The 17,019-nt window shown below is 42.7% G+C and carries 17 protein-coding genes and 1 other annotated feature; of the genes, 14 read left to right on the top strand and 3 right to left on the bottom strand.

What is annotated here, in order from left to right; genetic code table 11:
* Positions 1-243: 243 nt before the first annotated feature.
* The 4 genes from MHI53_RS21185 to MHI53_RS21170 all read left to right on the top strand — a co-directional run bounded on the left by MHI53_RS21185 (position 244) and on the right by MHI53_RS21170 (position 4,799).
* Positions 244-897, top strand: coding sequence for an HAD family hydrolase (locus MHI53_RS21185; RefSeq protein WP_061142757.1), 654 nt, complete (start codon positions 244-246; stop codon positions 895-897).
* Positions 898-2,045: 1,148 nt separating this feature from the next.
* Positions 2,046-2,978 (top strand): ATP-binding cassette domain-containing protein, encoded by a 933-nt coding sequence (locus MHI53_RS21180; protein ID WP_100531162.1) that lies wholly within the window; start codon positions 2,046-2,048, stop codon positions 2,976-2,978.
* Entirely contained in the window at positions 2,975-3,934 is a 960-nt protein-coding gene (locus tag MHI53_RS21175; protein WP_061142760.1) for a DUF2705 family protein, read from the top strand. The genes MHI53_RS21180 and MHI53_RS21175 overlap by 4 nt, the downstream gene beginning before the upstream one ends.
* 202 nt (positions 3,935-4,136) lie before the next feature.
* Positions 4,137-4,799, top strand: a complete 663-nt coding sequence (locus MHI53_RS21170) for a lytic polysaccharide monooxygenase (protein ID WP_340372211.1) — start codon at positions 4,137-4,139, stop codon at positions 4,797-4,799.
* Between the two features lie 255 nt (positions 4,800-5,054).
* On the opposite strand, the gene MHI53_RS21165 is transcribed toward MHI53_RS21170, so the two are convergent.
* On the bottom strand, positions 5,055-5,435 hold the full coding sequence (locus MHI53_RS21165) for a hypothetical protein (RefSeq protein WP_061142762.1): 381 nt from the start codon (positions 5,433-5,435) through the stop codon (positions 5,055-5,057).
* Between the two features lie 209 nt (positions 5,436-5,644).
* Between MHI53_RS21165 and MHI53_RS21160 the strand changes: the two genes are divergently transcribed.
* From MHI53_RS21160 to MHI53_RS21150, 3 genes are all read left to right on the top strand, one after another.
* On the top strand, positions 5,645-6,301 hold the full coding sequence (locus MHI53_RS21160) for a hypothetical protein (RefSeq protein WP_185113092.1): 657 nt from the start codon (positions 5,645-5,647) through the stop codon (positions 6,299-6,301).
* Between the two features lie 289 nt (positions 6,302-6,590).
* Positions 6,591-6,929, top strand: coding sequence for a hypothetical protein (locus MHI53_RS21155; RefSeq protein WP_061142764.1), 339 nt, complete (start codon positions 6,591-6,593; stop codon positions 6,927-6,929).
* 243 nt (positions 6,930-7,172) lie between these two features.
* The gene (locus MHI53_RS21150) at positions 7,173-7,382 is read left to right on the top strand and encodes a hypothetical protein (RefSeq protein ID WP_061142765.1); all 210 of its coding nucleotides are present in this window, start codon (positions 7,173-7,175) and stop codon (positions 7,380-7,382) included.
* A gap of 50 nt (positions 7,383-7,432) precedes the next feature.
* On the opposite strand, the gene MHI53_RS21145 is transcribed toward MHI53_RS21150, so the two are convergent.
* The gene (locus tag MHI53_RS21145) at positions 7,433-8,011 is read right to left on the bottom strand and encodes a TetR/AcrR family transcriptional regulator (RefSeq protein ID WP_061142766.1); all 579 of its coding nucleotides are present in this window, start codon (positions 8,009-8,011) and stop codon (positions 7,433-7,435) included.
* Between the two features lie 164 nt (positions 8,012-8,175).
* Here MHI53_RS21145 and MHI53_RS21140 point away from each other — a divergent pair, with 164 nt between their 5' ends.
* From MHI53_RS21140 to MHI53_RS21125, 4 genes are all read left to right on the top strand, one after another.
* Complete coding sequence (locus MHI53_RS21140; RefSeq protein WP_340372210.1) at positions 8,176-9,135, top strand: 2-dehydropantoate 2-reductase N-terminal domain-containing protein; 960 nt, start codon at positions 8,176-8,178, stop codon at positions 9,133-9,135.
* Between the two features lie 416 nt (positions 9,136-9,551).
* A complete protein-coding gene (locus MHI53_RS21135; RefSeq protein WP_340372209.1) occupies positions 9,552-9,953 on the top strand; it encodes a DUF2500 domain-containing protein in 402 nt (133 codons plus the stop codon).
* A gap of 39 nt (positions 9,954-9,992) precedes the next feature.
* Positions 9,993-10,196, top strand: coding sequence for a zinc ribbon domain-containing protein (locus MHI53_RS21130; RefSeq protein ID WP_061142768.1), 204 nt, complete (start codon positions 9,993-9,995; stop codon positions 10,194-10,196).
* A gap of 234 nt (positions 10,197-10,430) precedes the next feature.
* The gene (locus MHI53_RS21125) at positions 10,431-11,327 is read left to right on the top strand and encodes a DMT family transporter (protein WP_061142769.1); all 897 of its coding nucleotides are present in this window, start codon (positions 10,431-10,433) and stop codon (positions 11,325-11,327) included.
* Between the two features lie 18 nt (positions 11,328-11,345).
* Here the strand turns inward: MHI53_RS21125 and MHI53_RS21120 are convergent, their stop codons facing one another.
* Positions 11,346-12,836: a LysM peptidoglycan-binding domain-containing protein gene (locus MHI53_RS21120; protein WP_340372208.1), complete on the bottom strand. Its 1,491-nt coding sequence runs from the start codon at positions 12,834-12,836 to the stop codon at positions 11,346-11,348.
* 478 nt (positions 12,837-13,314) lie between these two features.
* Between MHI53_RS21120 and MHI53_RS21115 the strand changes: the two genes are divergently transcribed.
* The 3 genes from MHI53_RS21115 (at position 13,315) to argS (ending at position 16,925) form a co-directional block, all read left to right on the top strand.
* Entirely contained in the window at positions 13,315-14,346 is a 1,032-nt protein-coding gene (locus tag MHI53_RS21115) for a fatty acid desaturase (RefSeq protein WP_061142771.1), read from the top strand.
* Between the two features lie 84 nt (positions 14,347-14,430).
* Positions 14,431-14,943 (top strand): response regulator transcription factor, encoded by a 513-nt coding sequence (locus MHI53_RS21110; RefSeq protein WP_061142772.1) that lies wholly within the window; start codon positions 14,431-14,433, stop codon positions 14,941-14,943.
* 51 nt (positions 14,944-14,994) lie between these two features.
* Positions 14,995-15,211: a binding site (T-box leader), on the top strand.
* Between the two features lie 40 nt (positions 15,212-15,251).
* Complete coding sequence (gene argS, locus MHI53_RS21105) at positions 15,252-16,925, top strand: arginine--tRNA ligase (protein WP_340372207.1); 1,674 nt, start codon at positions 15,252-15,254, stop codon at positions 16,923-16,925.
* Positions 16,926-17,019 lie beyond the last annotated feature (94 nt).

Raw genomic sequence — 17,019 nt, 5'->3', positions numbered from 1 at the left:
GGAACTGTTAAAACATGTAACGGCAAAGGAAAGAAATGAGGCGGAGATAGGGCTACGATATCCTTAGTCATCGCGGATTTTGCATTCGAACGATGCAAGAAGGAAAAGATAGCTTAGAATCCTTATCCTTTTTAATGGAACGAAAATGAGAGGTCGGTACAGTTGAATAAGGATAGGCATTCATGTACGTTTAGGGAAGGAGCCTGGGCTTTGTCCTCAAGCAATCCAAGGGGAGGGAATAGGATGATAAAAGCAGTTATTTTCGACTTTGACGGTTTAATTTTAGACACGGAAACGGCTTGGTATGAAGCGTATAAAGAAACGATGGTTTTTTATGAAGCGGACTTGCCTCTCGAACGTTTTGTTACATGCATCGGAACGGATAATACGGAACTGAATGCATTTTTCAAATCCCAGTTAGGTGACAGATACAATAGTGAGGAGATTGAAACGAAAGCGAAAAGCCTGCATGAAGGAAAGATGAAGACACCAAAGGCACGTGAAGGTGTAAAGGAATATTTGGAGGAAGCAAAGAATGCAGGTTATAAAATTGCCCTTGCATCAAGTTCATCGAAAGAGTGGGTCACTCTTTATTTGGAAAAACTCGGTCTGTTACACTATTTCGAGGCCATTATCACGGGTGATGATGTGGATAAGGTTAAACCAGCGCCTGATTTATATATAAAGGCAATTGAAGTGTTGAAGATTGATCCGACGGAAGCCGTCGCCTTTGAAGATTCATTAAATGGACTTCAAGCGGCCCTTAAAGCTGGATTAAAATGTGTGATCGTCCCAAATCCCGTGACGGAGGCTTTAGCGTTTGAACACCATCATTTGCGCCTGCAGTCCATGCGGGAAAAAAGCTTGGCTGATGTCATAAGGCAGATTGAGCAATGATCTGGACCGAGTGCTAACGTATTGCCCATAACCAACGCCGAAGATATAAAGTTTCTTCCTTTCCTGCAGGCGTGACCATACAAGCTGAATTTGCTTCCACAAGTAAACATCTTATCCAGATTGCCTTCAGTTTTGATAATTGTACTTAGACCGTTTTCATTGCACTGCAGGTGCTCCCTTTCCGCGGGCGGTCCTTGAGCCGCCTTGGCTTTTAGCCTGCGGGGTCTCAAGTGGACGCGCATTTCCCGCAGGAGTGTCGCCCCTTCCGTTTCATTCCACTTTGATTGAAAACGAATGTGAAATCTTGATTGCCCACAGTTTTGGAGGATCTGTACCTAGACCGTTTCATTGCACTGCAGGTGCTTAGCTTTTCAGAGGCGGTCGTTCCTCTGCCACGCGCTGCTAAGCATCTACAGCCTTGCCTCTTTATAAGCTTGGTTAACCATTGGTAGGGCGATTTTTTAACCATTTATTTATCATTACGCATTCTCCGATTAAAAAACCTCCTAGAAAACATGTAATAGCTATGAGATTATCGGGGTTTATAAATAAAATTTTAGAGAGAATTGCACCGATAAGAAAACCTGAAAAAATAATAATATAAGATTTATACCTAAATTTCAGGTAGTCAATCATAGAAAAACCCCTCCCTTTTTACTATTATTATAGGTTAATGTTTTACTCACTGAAATAAAAAACCTGATCCTTATAGTTGCAGTGTCATTCTTTTTTCAATATTTTCAAGCGGTACTTTAGCACTTTCTTCTCAGAAATAGGAAAACCCATAAGGAATAGTGCTTGAAGGAACGAGTGATGAGCTACATTTTAATAGTGTCGAGGGTGACAGATGCAGAAGGGAATCTTGTTAGTGAAGTGTTTCGGGAGAAAATGAGGAGTCAGATTTGAAACGTTCTCCGCAATTGCGGTCAACAAAATGTTTCCTTTTGTTTTTGCTTGTCCTTTGCGTTGGCTTCCCTATATTTGACTTTTTATCGAAAAACTGAAACTTAATTCTATTAGTAACGTAAGAAAAGGAGACGGATATTGGGAGATGTTACTGGAAGAATATCAATATAGTAATGATATGCATAATATGGTAATGTTGAGAATGTGTGATTTTGGAAAATACTAAAAAAGGAAGGTACTATATGTCTGATGCAGTTCTTAAGGTTCAATCCTTAACCAAAAAAATTGGCAATGCGACCATTGTAGACAATGTTAGCTTCGAGATAAAAAGCAATGAAATATTCGGTTTACTCGGTCCGAACGGAGCTGGTAAAACGACGATCATCCGGATGATCACAGGTCTTATCAACCGTACCGGCGGCTCCGTCATGATCAATGGCAGCGATCTCGATAAAGACTTCGAGGGCGCGATGAATCAATTGGGGGCCATCGTTGAAAACCCCGAGTTTTATAAGTACATGACAGGCAGGAAGAATATCCTCCATTATGCTCGTATGTCTTCCAATGACATATCGAATGAGCGAATTGAAGAGGTCATCAAGCTAGTGAAATTGGACCATGCCATCGACAAGAAGGTCAAGACCTATTCATTGGGAATGCGTCAGCGCCTTGGTGTGGCACAGGCCATCCTGCATAAACCGTCGTTATTGATCTTCGATGAACCGACGAACGGCTTGGATCCGCAAGGGATTCGCGAGTTTCGCGATTATTTGAAGGTACTGGCAAGTGAGGGCGTCGGGATATTGATATCCTCCCATTTGCTATCGGAAATGCAATTGATGTGTGATAGTTTCGCCGTCATCGAAAAAGGAAAACTGATACATACGAAAGAGCATATGATCGATGAAAAAACGGAAACGATCCATCAAGTTTCCTTTGCTGTCAATGATGGGGCGCTAGCCAATAAGATTCTTCAGGAACAGTTCGCCGAAATTTCGATTCTTACATTCGATGCGAGTACCATTTCGGTGTCCGCGACACGTGAACAAACGGCCCAGATAAACAGGCTATTTAATGGAAATGAACTGGATGTCTATGAAATTGGCATCACGAGAAAATCATTGGAAGATAAATTCTTTGAAATTACCGAGCAGGAAATGAGGGAGTCTGTATGATATCCTTAGTGAAAAATGAATGGATGAAAATCTTTTCTAAAGTATCGACTTATATATTCATCGCTTTTCTTTTGGTGGCAGCTCTCGGAACGGCAATCATCGACTTGAAGCTTAGTCCGGATGAATCCGGCAACGATTGGAAGCAAGAGGTAAAAGCAGATATACAAGAACAGGAACAAGCATTGAAAGCCAAAGATATCAGTGAAGATGAAAAGGCCGCAATCATGGAAGAAATGGACACCAATAAGCAATATTTAGCTGAAAATATCAACCCTGATTTAAGCACGAACTGGACCTATATGGCAGAGTATACAGTATCGCTGACATCATTCGTAACATTATTCGTCGTGATCGTTTGCAGCTCGATGGTTTCCTCTGAATTTTCGGATGGCACCATTAAACAACTGCTCATCAGGCCTTATAAGCGCTGGAAGATCCTTCTTTCCAAATATATCACTTCCCTGTTATTTGCCGCGTTATTGCTTGTGAGCCTAGTGCTTTTCAGTTACCTGATCGGAATCTTATTCTTTGGCAATGGTTCCTATTCAGACAAGATGCTCGACCCGACAGCATTCGGAAGCTTCAGTACAGTGGTGGTCGGCTCCTATTTCTTCGATATGATCGTTTACTGGATACCGGGCTTCCTGGTCATCACGACGATCGCGTTCATGTTAAGCACGTTATTTAAGAACCAAGCGCTTGCAGTAGGGATATCGATCTTCATCTTATTTGCATCTTCGACATTGAATATGATCATTCAGTCTTTCATCGGGAAATACGAATGGTTAAAATTCGTCTTATTCCCTCACCTTGATTTAAGAGGGTACATTTCGGGAACGATGGAAATGTTCGATGGTGCTACACTCGGATTTTCAATGGGTGTACTCGTCATCTATTACCTTATCTTTTTGGCGCTGACATTCTTCTTCTTCCAGAAAAAAGATATTACGAATTAATTGAGGCTACCGGAATCCAATGGGGTTCCGGTTTTTTATTATGGGAACTGTAGTTTCACGGGGATTGTTTTTATAAAAAATAGAATATTTGTAATAATTTGTAATAACAGGACAAAATACCCTTAAAAAATAAAAGTATAAACATTATAATGTTTATATACTACATATCATGTAGGAAAATGATGAAGGAGATGGTGAAAGGATGAAATGTTCGAAAGGTTTAAAGCGCTTTCTTTTCAGTACTTCGTTAGTTCTTGGGTTATCCGTTGTCGGTGCAAATGATTTCGCTTCTGCGCATGGGTATGTCGAATCGCCAAAATCACGGTCGTTGCTTTGCAAAGAGCAGGTGAATAAGAATTGTGGATCAATCATGTATGAACCGCAAAGCTTGGAAGGCCACAAAGGATTTCCGGGTGCGAGCATCCCGGATGGCAAGCTTGCATCGGCAGGCGGCTTGTTTGGCGGCGTCCTTGATGAACAAACAGCGACACGCTGGAGCAAAAATGCCATGCAAAGCGGTCCCCAAACCTTCACCTGGAATTTAACCGCCATGCATTCGACAGCGAAATGGCATTATTATATCACGAAACAAAATTGGGATCCGAATAAACCGCTCACAAGAGATCAATTGGAATTGGTCCCATTCTATGAGAAAAATGATAATGGAGCAAGACCGTCCAATAAAGTGAGCCATCAAGTCGTCGTGCCGCAGCGGACTGGCTATCATGTCATTTATGCCGTATGGGATGTCGCGGATACGGTCAATGCCTTCTATAATGCGATAGATGTTCAGTTTAGCGGGATGAATGTGGGAGGAACGTCGATTTCGACTGCCAATTATCATGCGTCCTTTAAGACCTATTAATTTAACGGGAAAGCAATAGGGAGATATTCGTGTAAGTTATATCTCTTGAAATAATGAATATTCCATTCGAGATAAAGGCTGCTCAGCAGTCTTTTTTCGTTTGCAAGAATAGTATTCTAACAGTATGGGAGGGGGATTCGTACTGGACCCTCAAATCCGGCCTAGCTTAGGGAAATGCGTCCGCCCCGAGTGATAATTCGACCTAGCGCACGGATAATTCGTCCCGGAAATTCATTATGTTGATTATTTGCAAATTCAGGAATAAAGTCCAACGGTCAATTGATCACCGGTTTTGGCCACGAATTTGTCATCATCTATATCCAGGATGATTCGTTCAGAATTGAAATCCGTTTCCGTAATTTTTACGCCACCAACAGCAGTCGTCGTTTCCATATTTCCTGGAATCACGACCAATTTACCATAATCTTGTGGCCGACCGCTTTTGGTAATTGAATTGGCTACTTGGACGAGCATTCCTTCCAAGCTCTCGTAAAAATCAAAGCCATCTTCTCTCGGATTAAAGTCTGTCAATCTATCATCATCTAAGTTTTCCGACGGCGGAGTGACGTCTTTGCCGATGACGATCGGTTTCGGTACCGCTGCTATGCCCATCTTTTCAATGGTCGTATTCGTCAATGAGGCTAAAGGTCTCTATTTATAATGTAAAATCATACATAATTTGGATTAAAGTGAAACTTAAACCAGTACAAATCGTATAGGTAAGGACAAGGATATTTTAGGGAGGCAATTGGGCCGGTGATAATTTTCGGAATTATTTCATTACTGAGGAATTCAGTAACAGGGGGGGCTGGATTGTTCCAAGAAGAGAGAAAGAAGTGGTTCAATTGATAAAAAAAATAAAACATCTATATATTGCACTCATCCTTTTTGTGCTCTCGTTTATATTGAATTTCCCTTTTCCGCACCAAGTTCCATACGGCGCTGCAATTGCATTTAGATTAGGCATACCGATCGAGTCCGAACATGGAATCCAATATGTAGGGGTGCTGGCGGTCATTCTATTGCTGATCAGTCTGTTTTTTCTTGTCCAAGCAGTGGGAATGCATCCTGCCCGTTTTTTCACCCTGGCCGTCATCATAGCCTGGTTTGCACCGCACTTCTTGGCGAATACGTATCAGAAGCATTTTGCCTCGGACATTTACGCCGTTTCCTATGATCGCGGATCCAGTACCTGCCGCTTTGATATGGAAGACAAAACAACGCTTCATGGCGTATGTGAGCTTCCTTTTGAGAATTACAGCAAGAAAGATGTCCAATTCAAGATCCAATTGATAGGCAGATACGACGATGATGATTCGAAATTGGTATCACTCATGAACACCGAAACTCCTTATAAGGTCATTTTAAGGGGAAAAGAACGAAATCGACTGAGAATAGAAATGGATATTGATGTATCAGGGATGAAGGAAAACCAGATAAGCGGGCAACTGGACCAAATCGACATCATCATGAAATCAGGGGAACGGATAAGGTGGCTGTAGGGGGGAAGAGAAGAGCGAGAATGGAAACCTTTAGAGTAATAGGCTCTAATTAATAATTATCACTTTGGACAAAAATAACATCTTGCGAGGAGGTCTTAAAATTAATTGTTCATGATGAGAGTGAACAATAAAATTAAAAATCTATCAGGAAATACAGTTAGGGCAAACAAAGGATTTAAAATTAACTGGAAAGATCAAGATAAGCTTCTTGTCTATTATGAAAAATCTTCGAAAACTTATGAAATGGATTAAAGTGTGAATTGGACTAGTAGAAAAACAGGGAGGATTTATGAAAATAAAGTGTAACTGCCCACAAGATACACATGAGATTATAGTTGAGGCTGATTATGAAACAGATCCACTATGGTGTGAAAATTGTGGTGCTAATTTAGATATTGATGTTTTACCAGTAAGTCAGAATTTAATGAAAGAAGTTGAAAAATGGGCTATCAATTATGGTGAATGGATGGATTGGGAAAACGATAGATTGATGGTAAAGGGAGAATACCTAGAAATGAAACATAATGAAATCGGGCAAAGTTTAACAATGAAAATAAAAGAGGAACTTGAAGGACTTTCAGTAGTTTTTAAACCTTCGGGCACTGCTGAACTCTATAAAAAACTTTAGGGGTGTCAGAGTATTCATGAAAGCAACAGTCCAAGAGTACCATGCAGCAAAGGACATGGCTGGCATATAAATTGTTTTTTTTCTACGGTATTTATGCTTGAGAATAGTATACACATTATGCACAAATAAAAATGAATAGGGTGTTACGAATGCATAAACATAACTCCTTTTATAGAAAAATTTGCAACCATTGTTAAAAAAATAACTTGGTTAGAAACTAAAAAATATTGGAAGTTTGAAGGTGTGTTTGAAGTCCTGTATGAATTCAAACTGCAAGATTGGGTAACTTATTCAGCTTTTCATGCCGTCTTGCAGTCTGTTTCCGACCATTGGTTAGAGCTAGGTACAGGGGAAGAAAAAAGTTTACTAGCCAGTAAAAATGCGGAGGAGTGCCAATTTATCCTCGGGAATATGGAGCTGGTTACGCTTACGCAACTTTCTGATTTACTATAACGGATTTCAAAGAGGCGCACCTAATAGCGGCCTCTTCTTTCCCATGGGCTTTAACGTCCTATCAAACCGTAAAGGATAAGTTTTCCGATCTCCGCCGTTTTTGTTTGATACTCCTCTTTCGTTTCCCAGTTCGCCTGCATGCCCGCGACGGCATCAAGAAACTCCATGACTGTTTCCGTAGAAATGGTGGCATCGATTGCGCCTTCCTGTTTTCCAGATTCAATAAATACTTGCAAGATATCGCTCCGGACCTCACCTGCGCTTTCTTTAAATAAATCCACAAAAACGGCATCGTGCAGCGCTTCCTGTGAGAAGTGTTCTTCGAGGAGCTGGTGAGGCTTCTCGGCACAAATGGAAACCGCCCGCAGCAGTTTTTCTTTGAAGCTAATGTTTTCTAGAAGCAGGTCGTTCACCATCTGTGTTGCTTCCTGCATCAGTATTCGTGCGCACTCCTTGATTACCCCTTCTTTGTTGCCAAAATAGTTGTAGATGGACACGGAGGATACGCCTGAAAGGGAGGCGATTTCATTGATGCTGACGTTGGTGTATCCCTTGTTTCGGAATAGGTCCAGAGCCGCTTTGATGATGGCGTCTTTCTTTTTTTGCGTTCTGATTTCATATTTGTTCATGACATTCCCTCTTATTCGTTAATACAAGTATTATGACATAAAACGGATAGTTTTTAAACATATCTAGTTATATTTAAAAACTTTTGACAAACTGCAAAGATTTCTGTACATTAGTTTTTAAATATAGTTATTTAAATTAAAAAACTTTTAAGGGGGAAAACAAGATGAAAATTTTAATGTTTGGTAGAGGCGTTATGGCGACACAGTACGGATGGGCGCTAGAAAAAGCGAGAAATGAGGTGGATTTCTATGTGCGGCCGGGAAGGGCTGCCCAATACGGTCCGTATGTTGACCTAGATATACTGGATGGCAGAAAAAGCAGGAAGGGGGACCAGGTCCTGGAGAGATGGTTTATAAATATGCGTGAGGAGATCAGTCCCAATCACGACTATGACCTCATTTTTCTCAGCGTTAACCACGAGCAGTTCGAGGAAGCGTCTAAAGTAGTAAGCAAACTCGCGGGAAAGGCCACGATTTTAATTTTCAATAATGTGTGGGATGATCAAGAGACTGTAGCGGCACGGCTGCCCAAAGAGCAAATATTGTGGGGCTTTCCAGGTGGAGGCGGAGGCTTTAGAGGCAAAAATAAATTGGAAGCCGGATTCATGAAGTCGATTTACTTGGAATCCGCTGCTACCGCTGCCTCTGTAAAAAGGCACGAAGATGTCGTCGATATGTTCAAACAGGCCGGCTTCTCCGTATCCTTGCAAAAAGACATGTACGTCTGGTATTTGCAACATTTCATCATGAATGCCGGTATGGCGGCGCAGGCCTTGAAGCTGGGAAGTTATCAAAATATGTATCAGTCGCCAAAACACGTGAAGCCAGCTGTGCTGTTAATGCGCGAGATGCTTCCGCTGATTCGGGCGAAAGGACGCAAGCCTGGTTTGGGCACCGCGCTCATGCTGCACCTGCCTGCAGGATTGATGGGGTATGGCGTATTTAAAGTGATTACCGGTGGCACGCTCGCAGGCGCAATCATGGAACGGATGGAAGATACGGCCTATATCTCCCAAGAATCGTTCGCCCTCTTCCCAAGGGATATCCTGGCCGATGCGAGAAAGCTTAGCATCGAACTTCCGCGGCTCACGGCACTAGAACCCTATTTTCGGATGAAAGACTAATTGTATGGATGCAAAATCCGCGAGTAAAGCGCCGCAACATTGAGAAAAGCCCTAATTCGCGAGTAAAGGTGCAGAATTGGCGAGTAGATCGCCCAAACTTTGAGGAAAGTGCCAATTCGCGAGTAAAGTCGTCAAACTCGCGAGTAAAAGTGCTAAATTCGCGAGAAAAGTCGTCAAATTTGCGAGTAAAGGTGCAAAACTCGCGAGTAAAGGGCCGAAATCAGACGAGTAAAGCGCCGGAACATTGAGAAAAGCACCAACTCGCGAGTAAAGTTGAAAAATTCATGAGTAAAGTCGCAAAATGGATGAGTTTTGCCATTTTCCTTATTCTTTTCACACCCTCATATGGAAGCGTGCAGGATGAAACTTTTTTCTGGTTCATTCGTATATGTTAACATCTGGAAAAGGGGGGGGACATGGACGGCTTTGATGTAAGTGAGGATTGGATGTTCAGCGGGGCTTCAGACTTAATCGGAATCATGTTTGTTATCCTTTTTATCCTTTTTATCTTTCAATTAATCAACGGGCTCAGTCAATGGAAGAAAAACGAGGAATCCCCACGTTTGGCTGTTCCTGCCGTTGTGAAAAGTAAACGGACGAAAGTGACGGGACATGTTCACACAAACGAGCAACATATCTCTTCGCAAAGTAGCTCAACGGCCTATTACATTACTTTTGAATTTGAGGGTGGAGATCGGTTCGAATTCCATCTTTCGGGCAAGGAGTTTGGGATGCTTGCAGAAGGGGATAGCGGTACGTTAACCTTCCAAGGAACAAGGTATCTTGGTTTTGCCAGGAAGGATCATGGAGTCTCATAATCGCTGAGCTCTGTAACTAAAATTCGGGAGAGTGAAATCATGAATGAAAAAGGGTGCTTGAAATGCGGCAGCAAGGATGCGGCCAAGAAGGACGTAGCCATGACTGGAACAGGGTTGTCAAAGATGTTCGATGTCCAGAATAATCAATTCACGGTCGTGTATTGCAAGCAGTGCGGTTATTCGGAGTTTTATAATAAGCAATCATCGGCAGGCAGTAATTTGCTCGATTTATTCTTCGGATGATCACGGTAAGCAGAGAATCTCCTTTTAACCGAAAGGAGATTTTTCATTGTTCATGTTTGTTGGTTTAAGAAAAAAGGCAAGCTGGACCTTTAATACAATTTACGTGAATAGGCAGTCGTTTGGTCGACTCTACCCCGGGATAGCCGTTGTAAATGTGGGCCAATATCATCACTCGTGACGGAATGCCCGAGAAATGATAGCATAAGCTAAAACGAATAGGTTAGGAGAGAGTACATGAATAGAATGGCCGTTCTTCAGCTGTCGGTGGCGATGGCGATCTTTGGTTCCGTCGGTTTCTTTTCGGAACGGACGGGACTTCCAGCATTGGAATTGGTTTTTGTTCGCTGTATCTGTGCTGCGGTATTCCTATGTGCGGCCTGGATGGCTACAGGGCATTTCAAACGGGAGAAATGGGATGTCAGAGAGGGAATGTTGATTAGTTTTTGTGCGGTGGCCAACTTGTTAAACTGGATATTCCTCTTTAAATCATTTGAGCTGATTTCGGTGACCATTGCGATTTCGCTCTATCATTTAGCCCCGATCATTGTGCTGATCATCGGCAGCTTCATCTTCAGGGAGAGGCTGTCTTTATTCTCCATCCTGGCCATATCACTATGTTTCATAGGCACATTACTGATCATGGGAACGGATGGTTTTCAATCGTCATCTCCTGAATGGGAAGGAATCATGTATGGCATCATCGCGGCGTTTTTCTATGCGGCAACGATGCTTTTAGGAAAGTCGATTACAAAGACGAGTGTGTATGCGACCACGTTCCTGCAAATGTTCATCGGCTTTTTACTGCTGCTTCCATTTGTTGATTTCCACGCGTACACAACGCTGCATGCTTCGCAATGGTTTTACACGGTACTGACCGGCATCGTCCATACTGGCGTCGTTTATCTTTTGTTTTTCAATAGCATTCGTCATTTGCCTACAAATGTAGTGTCCTTCATGATTTTTGTGGATCCGGCAGTTGCCATCCTATTGGATATCCTGCTTTCGGGATTTGTGCCGAACATGGTTCAAATCTTTGGCATTTCATTGATTTTTCTTGGGATGATCTATTCACTCATGACGACAAGACCGACTGAAAATGAGGTCATGCAGAAAAGGCCCCACACCATGTGAGGCCTTTTTTCTACTTATTCATTGATTAAAGTGATAGACATCCCAAATATCAACCGTTTCCGCTCCGATGTACCAAGCGGCTACCCCGCCTAGTTGGTTTTGTCTGACAAGGTCAAGACGAAGCGTCATCGATTTTTTATCTTCCATCCATATTTGATGTTTTTCACCTTTGGATGTGTATTCGACGTAATTTTGTGAGGTGTTTTTATCCCATACTTTTTTAAGTTTATGAGCCGAAACGATACGGTTGACCTCAGCCATGTTGCGGTCATGGCTTGTCACTTTACCGGTCGATAAATCGGTTACCCATTCCCGCGTATAAAATGGCACCGCCAGGATGATTTTATGGGCAGGCACGTCCTTCATTAAAAGCCTGGTTCCTTCTTTGATCCAAGGCAAGGAGGAAACCGACCCAGCCACTGGACTTCCGCCCCAATGTTCGTCATACCCCATGATGATGATATAGTCCGCGATTTTGCCAAGTTCCTTCCTATCGAGGCTTTTTGACCAAAACGGATCTTCGTTTTCCCGGGTGACATCCACGGATATCGTGATTCCATGAGGTTTTAGCGCTTTTTTCAATTCGCTTATGAAAAGGACAAAGTCTTTCTTATTTTTGGGATCGATGTTTTCAAAATCGACATTGATTCCATCACTGTTCGTTTTAACTAGTGAATCGCGCAAAGCTGTAACCAGTTTCTGGCGTTTTTTTTCATTGCCCAGTACAGAACCAGTTAAAGCGGGATCGAATTTATTGCCAATCAGCTGCCACACTTTTTTTCCTTGTTTATGAGCGGTTTGGACGTATTTTGTATCGACAGAAGCGGAAACGAAATGACCGGTATCCGTCAGTGTATAGGAACGTGGAGATACTACATTCAAGTTGGGCTGTTTAAGCTGCTGGGTGTAGTTTTCCTGCGATCCATTATGTTTCCAGCCCATGACGATACGCTTTTGCGCCTTTTTAGGAAAGAGAGATTTCTTGATCCAGCCTTTTTTACCGTCAAGCAATTGAACCTGGTAGTAATAATCGGGAAGCTTCAATTTTTGCCCGACGTTAAGTGAAGTCTTCCGCAAATTATTCAATTTTGTCAAATCGCTCACGGCTACCTCGTATTTATTCGAGATTTTCCACAATGTATCACCTGATACAACGGTATGTATCTTATATTTTTGAGGAATCTTCAGCTTTTGGCCAACGATGATATCGGAAGAACCTAATTTGTTTTCTTTTTGTATATCACCGATCGAAACACCATATTGATTGGCTACCTTCCATAATGTGTTTCCGGCTATGACTGTATGCACAATAGGCTTTGCCGAATCCCCGGTGACAGTCGAAATGACGGGAAAACGTTCGCCCTTTTTCAAGGTCTTGCGTATAGTGGAACCGAGTGCAGGAGAGCTGTAAACCTTTGTATTATCCGCTTTAACCGAGCCTACGTACAAGGTATTGCTTGCTGCCTTGCCGCTTTCTGGAAAGAAACAAATACAAAGAAGGCTTAACATAATAAGACATCCAACGTGTTTTTTCACTATTATTCTATTCTCCTTAAATGTTGATCATTTTAACTTCACTAGTTTACTATGGAGAATCACGACAACATAGAGGTACATTGTGGAAGAAATGAGGGAAGTCTTCGATACAGTGACCAATTCGAAGATAAAACGCTGAACTCGTCGATAAAAGCGCCAAACTTGCAGATAAAACGCTGAACTCGTCGATAAAAGCGCCAAACTTGCAGAAAAAATGCTGAATCCGTTGATAAAGGCACCAAACTTGCGGATGAAATGAAGATTTCGTAGATGATAAAGGATAAAAACGAAGTTGGGGTTTCTACCATTTTTCATATTCTAGTGATGCGCAGTTGGGAAATTTTTGTATATGACATATGTCACCTGCTCGTCATGACACCTGGTACTAATAATGTCATGATCATTTCCTTATAATAAGGTTACGACATATAAAGGGAAGTGCAATTGATTAATGACTATACAAAATACGAAAAATTTGAGAAAACAAATTGCTCCTTTTGAACAATCAACGACAAAGGAAAGTATCTGGCAGATCATCAATACGATCGGACCGTTTCTTATTTTATGGTACCTTGCTTATATGAGCCTTTCCGTATCATATTGGTTAACTTTGATCCCAGCCATACTGGCTGCGGGCTTCCTGACACGAATCTTCATCATTTTTCATGATTGTACACATCATTCCTTTTTTAAAAATCGCCGTGCAAATAGAATAGTCGGGACATGTATGGGTGTTTTGACTTTATTCCCTTTTGATCAATGGGGTCATGAGCATTCGGTTCATCACGCTACAAGCGGCAACTTGGATAAGCGGGGGACAGGCGATATCTGGACCCTTACGGTGGATGAATATTTGGCAGCGCCGCTTAAGCTTCGTTTTGCCTATCGTTTTTATCGCAATCCATTGGTCATGTTTGGTTTGGGTCCGATTTATGTATTCCTTCTTAAGAATAGGTTCAACCGTAAAGGTGCTAGAAAGAAGGAAAAAATGAATACGTATTTGACGAATGCATTGATCGCCGTTCTAGTAGTATTGCTTTGCCTGGCCGTAGGCTGGCAGTCGTTCCTTCTGGTACAAGGTACCATCTTCATGATTTCTGGTTCAGTGGGCATTTGGCTGTTTTACGTCCAGCACACATTCGAGGACTCTTATTTTGAAGAAAATGAGGAGTGGGAATATGTATTGGCAGCAGTGGAAGGAAGTTCTTTTTATAAGCTTCCGAAATTGATGCAGTTCCTTACAGGCAATATCGGCTACCATCATGTGCATCATTTGAGTCCAAGGGTTCCTAACTATAAATTGGAAATGGCTCACAATAATACGGAGCCTTTGGAGAACGTCCCGACGATCACGCTTGCGACAAGCTTGCAGTCGCTCCGTTTCCGCTTATGGGATGAAGAAAACAAGAATTTTGTTAGCTTTAAGGACATAAAATATATAACGAAAAAAAGTGTGCCTGTTCAAGTGAAATCTGAACTATGACACCAATGTGATTTCGGACTCCCTTCATAATCCTTGGATTTGGGGGAGTCTTTGTTGGTTATTCGATCAAGGAGGGAACGTAAAGTGATTCGAATCGTGATTGCAGAGTATCAGGAAATGCTTTTAGAAGCGATTAGTTCTCTACTCGATCTTGAAGAAGATATCGAAATCGTCGGCCAGGCCAGCAATGGGGAGGAAGCGATTGCCCTTGTGCACCAATTGCATCCGGATGTCTGCATCATGGATATGGAGATGCCGGTCATGAGCGGACTGGAGGCAGCGGAAGCTTTACAGGCATGTGCATGCAAGGTGATTATTTTAACGACGTTTCGACGGGATGGTCATTTTCAACGAGCGCTCAAGGCGAAGGTAAGTGGTTATTTATTGAAGGATAACCCGAGTGACGAGTTAGCCTGCTCGATCCGCCGTATCATGGATGGCATGAGACTGTACTCCCCAGAGCTCACGGATGTGGCTGCTTGCCATGCTGACGGTCAAGCTGAATCAGGGTCTGCGATTTTGCAGCCTAACGCAATCGGGGCGGTAAGGAATTATTTGTCCACAATCAAGGATAAAATGAAGGCACCGACCGGTTGAGGTGTTGACACGTTTTTTAAAATTGTGTAATATGGATAAAATCATAATATTGAAAATTCGATGATGAAGAGAGTAGTTCATTTGAAATGGCAAGCGAGTCAGGGATGGTGGGAGCCTGATGCAGGACGAATGGATGAAGCGCACTTTGGAGAAATTTCTTGAAACGTTAGTAGGGAATATCGGGGAGTCACCCCGTTAACAATGGAAAGTGGTCACAATTTGTGGCAACTAGAGTGGTACCACGGGAATCCATGCTCTCGTCTCTTATTAAGAGACGGGGGCTTTTTTGTTTAGGAGGGAAAATGACGATGAATCAACCAATTGCTGCCTTACTTTCAACTGCATTAAACCATGAATTGACCGCAAGTGAAATTGAAAAATTAATCGAAAAGCCTAAAATGAGCGAGTTAGGGGATATTGCTTTTCCATGCTTTACGCTTGCTAAGAAGCTGAGAAAGTCCCCACAGTCGATCGCTTCGGAAGTGGCTGGGAAGTTAAGCGATGGAATGATCCAGGAAGTGAATGCAGTGTCGGGGTATGTCAATATCTTCGTCAATCAGCAATGGGTGACGGAAAATGTACTTCAAGCAGTATTACGTGAAAAGGAACAGTATGGTTCGATGAAGCCTGCTAAGGAAAATGTCGTGATCGATTATTCCTCGCCGAATATTGCCAAACCGTTTTCGATGGGGCATTTGCGCTCGACGGTGATCGGAAACGCATTGGCTAACATAGCTGAAAAGAATGGCTACCATGTTGTGCGAATCAATCATTTGGGAGATTGGGGCACGCAATTCGGCAAATTGATTGTGGCTTATAAGCTCTGGGGAGACAAAGCGGCTATCGAAGCGTCCCCGATCCAGGAATTACTGAAGATTTATGTGAAGTTTCATGATGTTGCAGAAACGGAGGATTCGCTGAATGAGCAAGCACGCGCCAGCTTCAAGGCGCTTGAAGAGGGTGATGAAGAGTCGCTTGCCCTCTGGAAATGGTTCAGGGATGCTTCACTTCAGGAGTTCGCTGCGATTTATGAGTTATTGGGCATTCATTTTGATTCCTTTGCGGGCGAAGCCTTTTACAATGACAAAATGGATGCGGTCGTCGGGGAGCTGAAGGAAAAAGGCTTGCTTGCCCAATCGGAGGGAGCATTTGTCGTCGAGTTGGAGGATATGCCTCCTTGTTTGATTACGAAAACGGACGGGGCGACGCTTTATGCCACACGTGATTTAGCCGCAGCACTGTATCGCAAAAAACAGTATGATGCCAAGAAAACCTTTTATGTCGTCGGAAATGAACAATCCTTGCATTTTAAACAGCTCTTCAAGGTGATCGGGAAGATGGGATATGATTGGTCTAGGGACTTACAGCATGTCGCGTTTGGCATGATGCTGAAGGACGGCAAGAAAATGTCGACACGTAAAGGGAAGGTCGTGCTGCTTGCAGATGTGTTGGCTGAGGCGATCGAAACGGCGAAGCGCAATATTGAAGAAAAAAACCAAGCGCTGGAACAGAAGGAGCTGGTTGCGAAGCAGGTTGGTGTCGGAGCGGTGATTTTTAATGATTTAAAGAATCATCGCATGAATGATATCGACTTTTCATTGGAGCAAATGATGAATTTCGAGGGCGAAACCGGTCCGTATGTGCAATACACCCATGCCAGAATTTCATCATTGCTGGAAAAGGGGCAATTTACAGAGCAGGCCATCGAGTTTGAGGCATTGGGCGAATATGCTTGGCCCGTGATCCAGCTGCTTGAGCAGTTCCCGAGCATTGTCCAAAAATCCTTTGAACAAGCCGATCCATCACAAATTGCCAAATTCAGCTTGCAGTTGGCACGCGCATTCAATAAGTATTATGCACATACGAAGGTACTGGTCGATGATGAGTGGAAGCAAATGAAGCTCTCATTCGCCTATTGCGTGGCCGCCGTCTTGAAGGATGCGTTGCGATTGTTGGGAATATCAGCGCCGAATCAAATGTAAGGCATGACCTTGAAAGGAGCCGTTTTGTGTTCGAAATGGCTCCATATTTCCTTCGATGATTTAGTTAAGACGAAAAGTATCTGGCTGGGAATAT

It is taken from the genome of Peribacillus sp. FSL E2-0218, from assembly GCF_037992945.1.
Taxonomy (GTDB): Bacteria; Bacillota; Bacilli; order Bacillales; family DSM-1321; genus Peribacillus; species Peribacillus simplex_B.
Note: the sequence above shows the minus strand (reverse complement) of the source record. Positions and strands in the feature narration are given on the sequence as shown.

What these genes read in the sequence shown, in the direction of transcription:
- MHI53_RS21185 (WP_061142757.1), top strand. Translation starts at nt 244, where the DNA reads ATGATAAAAGCAGTTATTTTCGACTTTGACGGTTTAATTTTAGACACG.
- MHI53_RS21135 (WP_340372209.1), top strand. Translation starts at nt 9,552, where the DNA reads ATGGACGGCTTTGATGTAAGTGAGGATTGGATGTTCAGCGGGGCTTCA.
- MHI53_RS21115 (WP_061142771.1), top strand. Translation starts at nt 13,315, where the DNA reads ATGACTATACAAAATACGAAAAATTTGAGAAAACAAATTGCTCCTTTT.
- MHI53_RS21145 (WP_061142766.1), bottom strand. Translation starts at nt 8,011, where the DNA reads ATGAACAAATATGAAATCAGAACGCAAAAAAAGAAAGACGCCATCATC.
- MHI53_RS21130 (WP_061142768.1), top strand. Translation starts at nt 9,993, where the DNA reads ATGAATGAAAAAGGGTGCTTGAAATGCGGCAGCAAGGATGCGGCCAAG.
- MHI53_RS21125 (WP_061142769.1), top strand. Translation starts at nt 10,431, where the DNA reads ATGAATAGAATGGCCGTTCTTCAGCTGTCGGTGGCGATGGCGATCTTT.
- MHI53_RS21120 (WP_340372208.1), bottom strand. Translation starts at nt 12,836, where the DNA reads ATGTTAAGCCTTCTTTGTATTTGTTTCTTTCCAGAAAGCGGCAAGGCA.
- MHI53_RS21180 (WP_100531162.1), top strand. Translation starts at nt 2,046, where the DNA reads ATGTCTGATGCAGTTCTTAAGGTTCAATCCTTAACCAAAAAAATTGGC.
- MHI53_RS21170 (WP_340372211.1), top strand. Translation starts at nt 4,137, where the DNA reads ATGAAATGTTCGAAAGGTTTAAAGCGCTTTCTTTTCAGTACTTCGTTA.
- MHI53_RS21155 (WP_061142764.1), top strand. Translation starts at nt 6,591, where the DNA reads ATGAAAATAAAGTGTAACTGCCCACAAGATACACATGAGATTATAGTT.
- argS (WP_340372207.1), top strand. Translation starts at nt 15,252, where the DNA reads ATGAATCAACCAATTGCTGCCTTACTTTCAACTGCATTAAACCATGAA.
- MHI53_RS21175 (WP_061142760.1), top strand. Translation starts at nt 2,975, where the DNA reads ATGATATCCTTAGTGAAAAATGAATGGATGAAAATCTTTTCTAAAGTA.
- MHI53_RS21140 (WP_340372210.1), top strand. Translation starts at nt 8,176, where the DNA reads ATGAAAATTTTAATGTTTGGTAGAGGCGTTATGGCGACACAGTACGGA.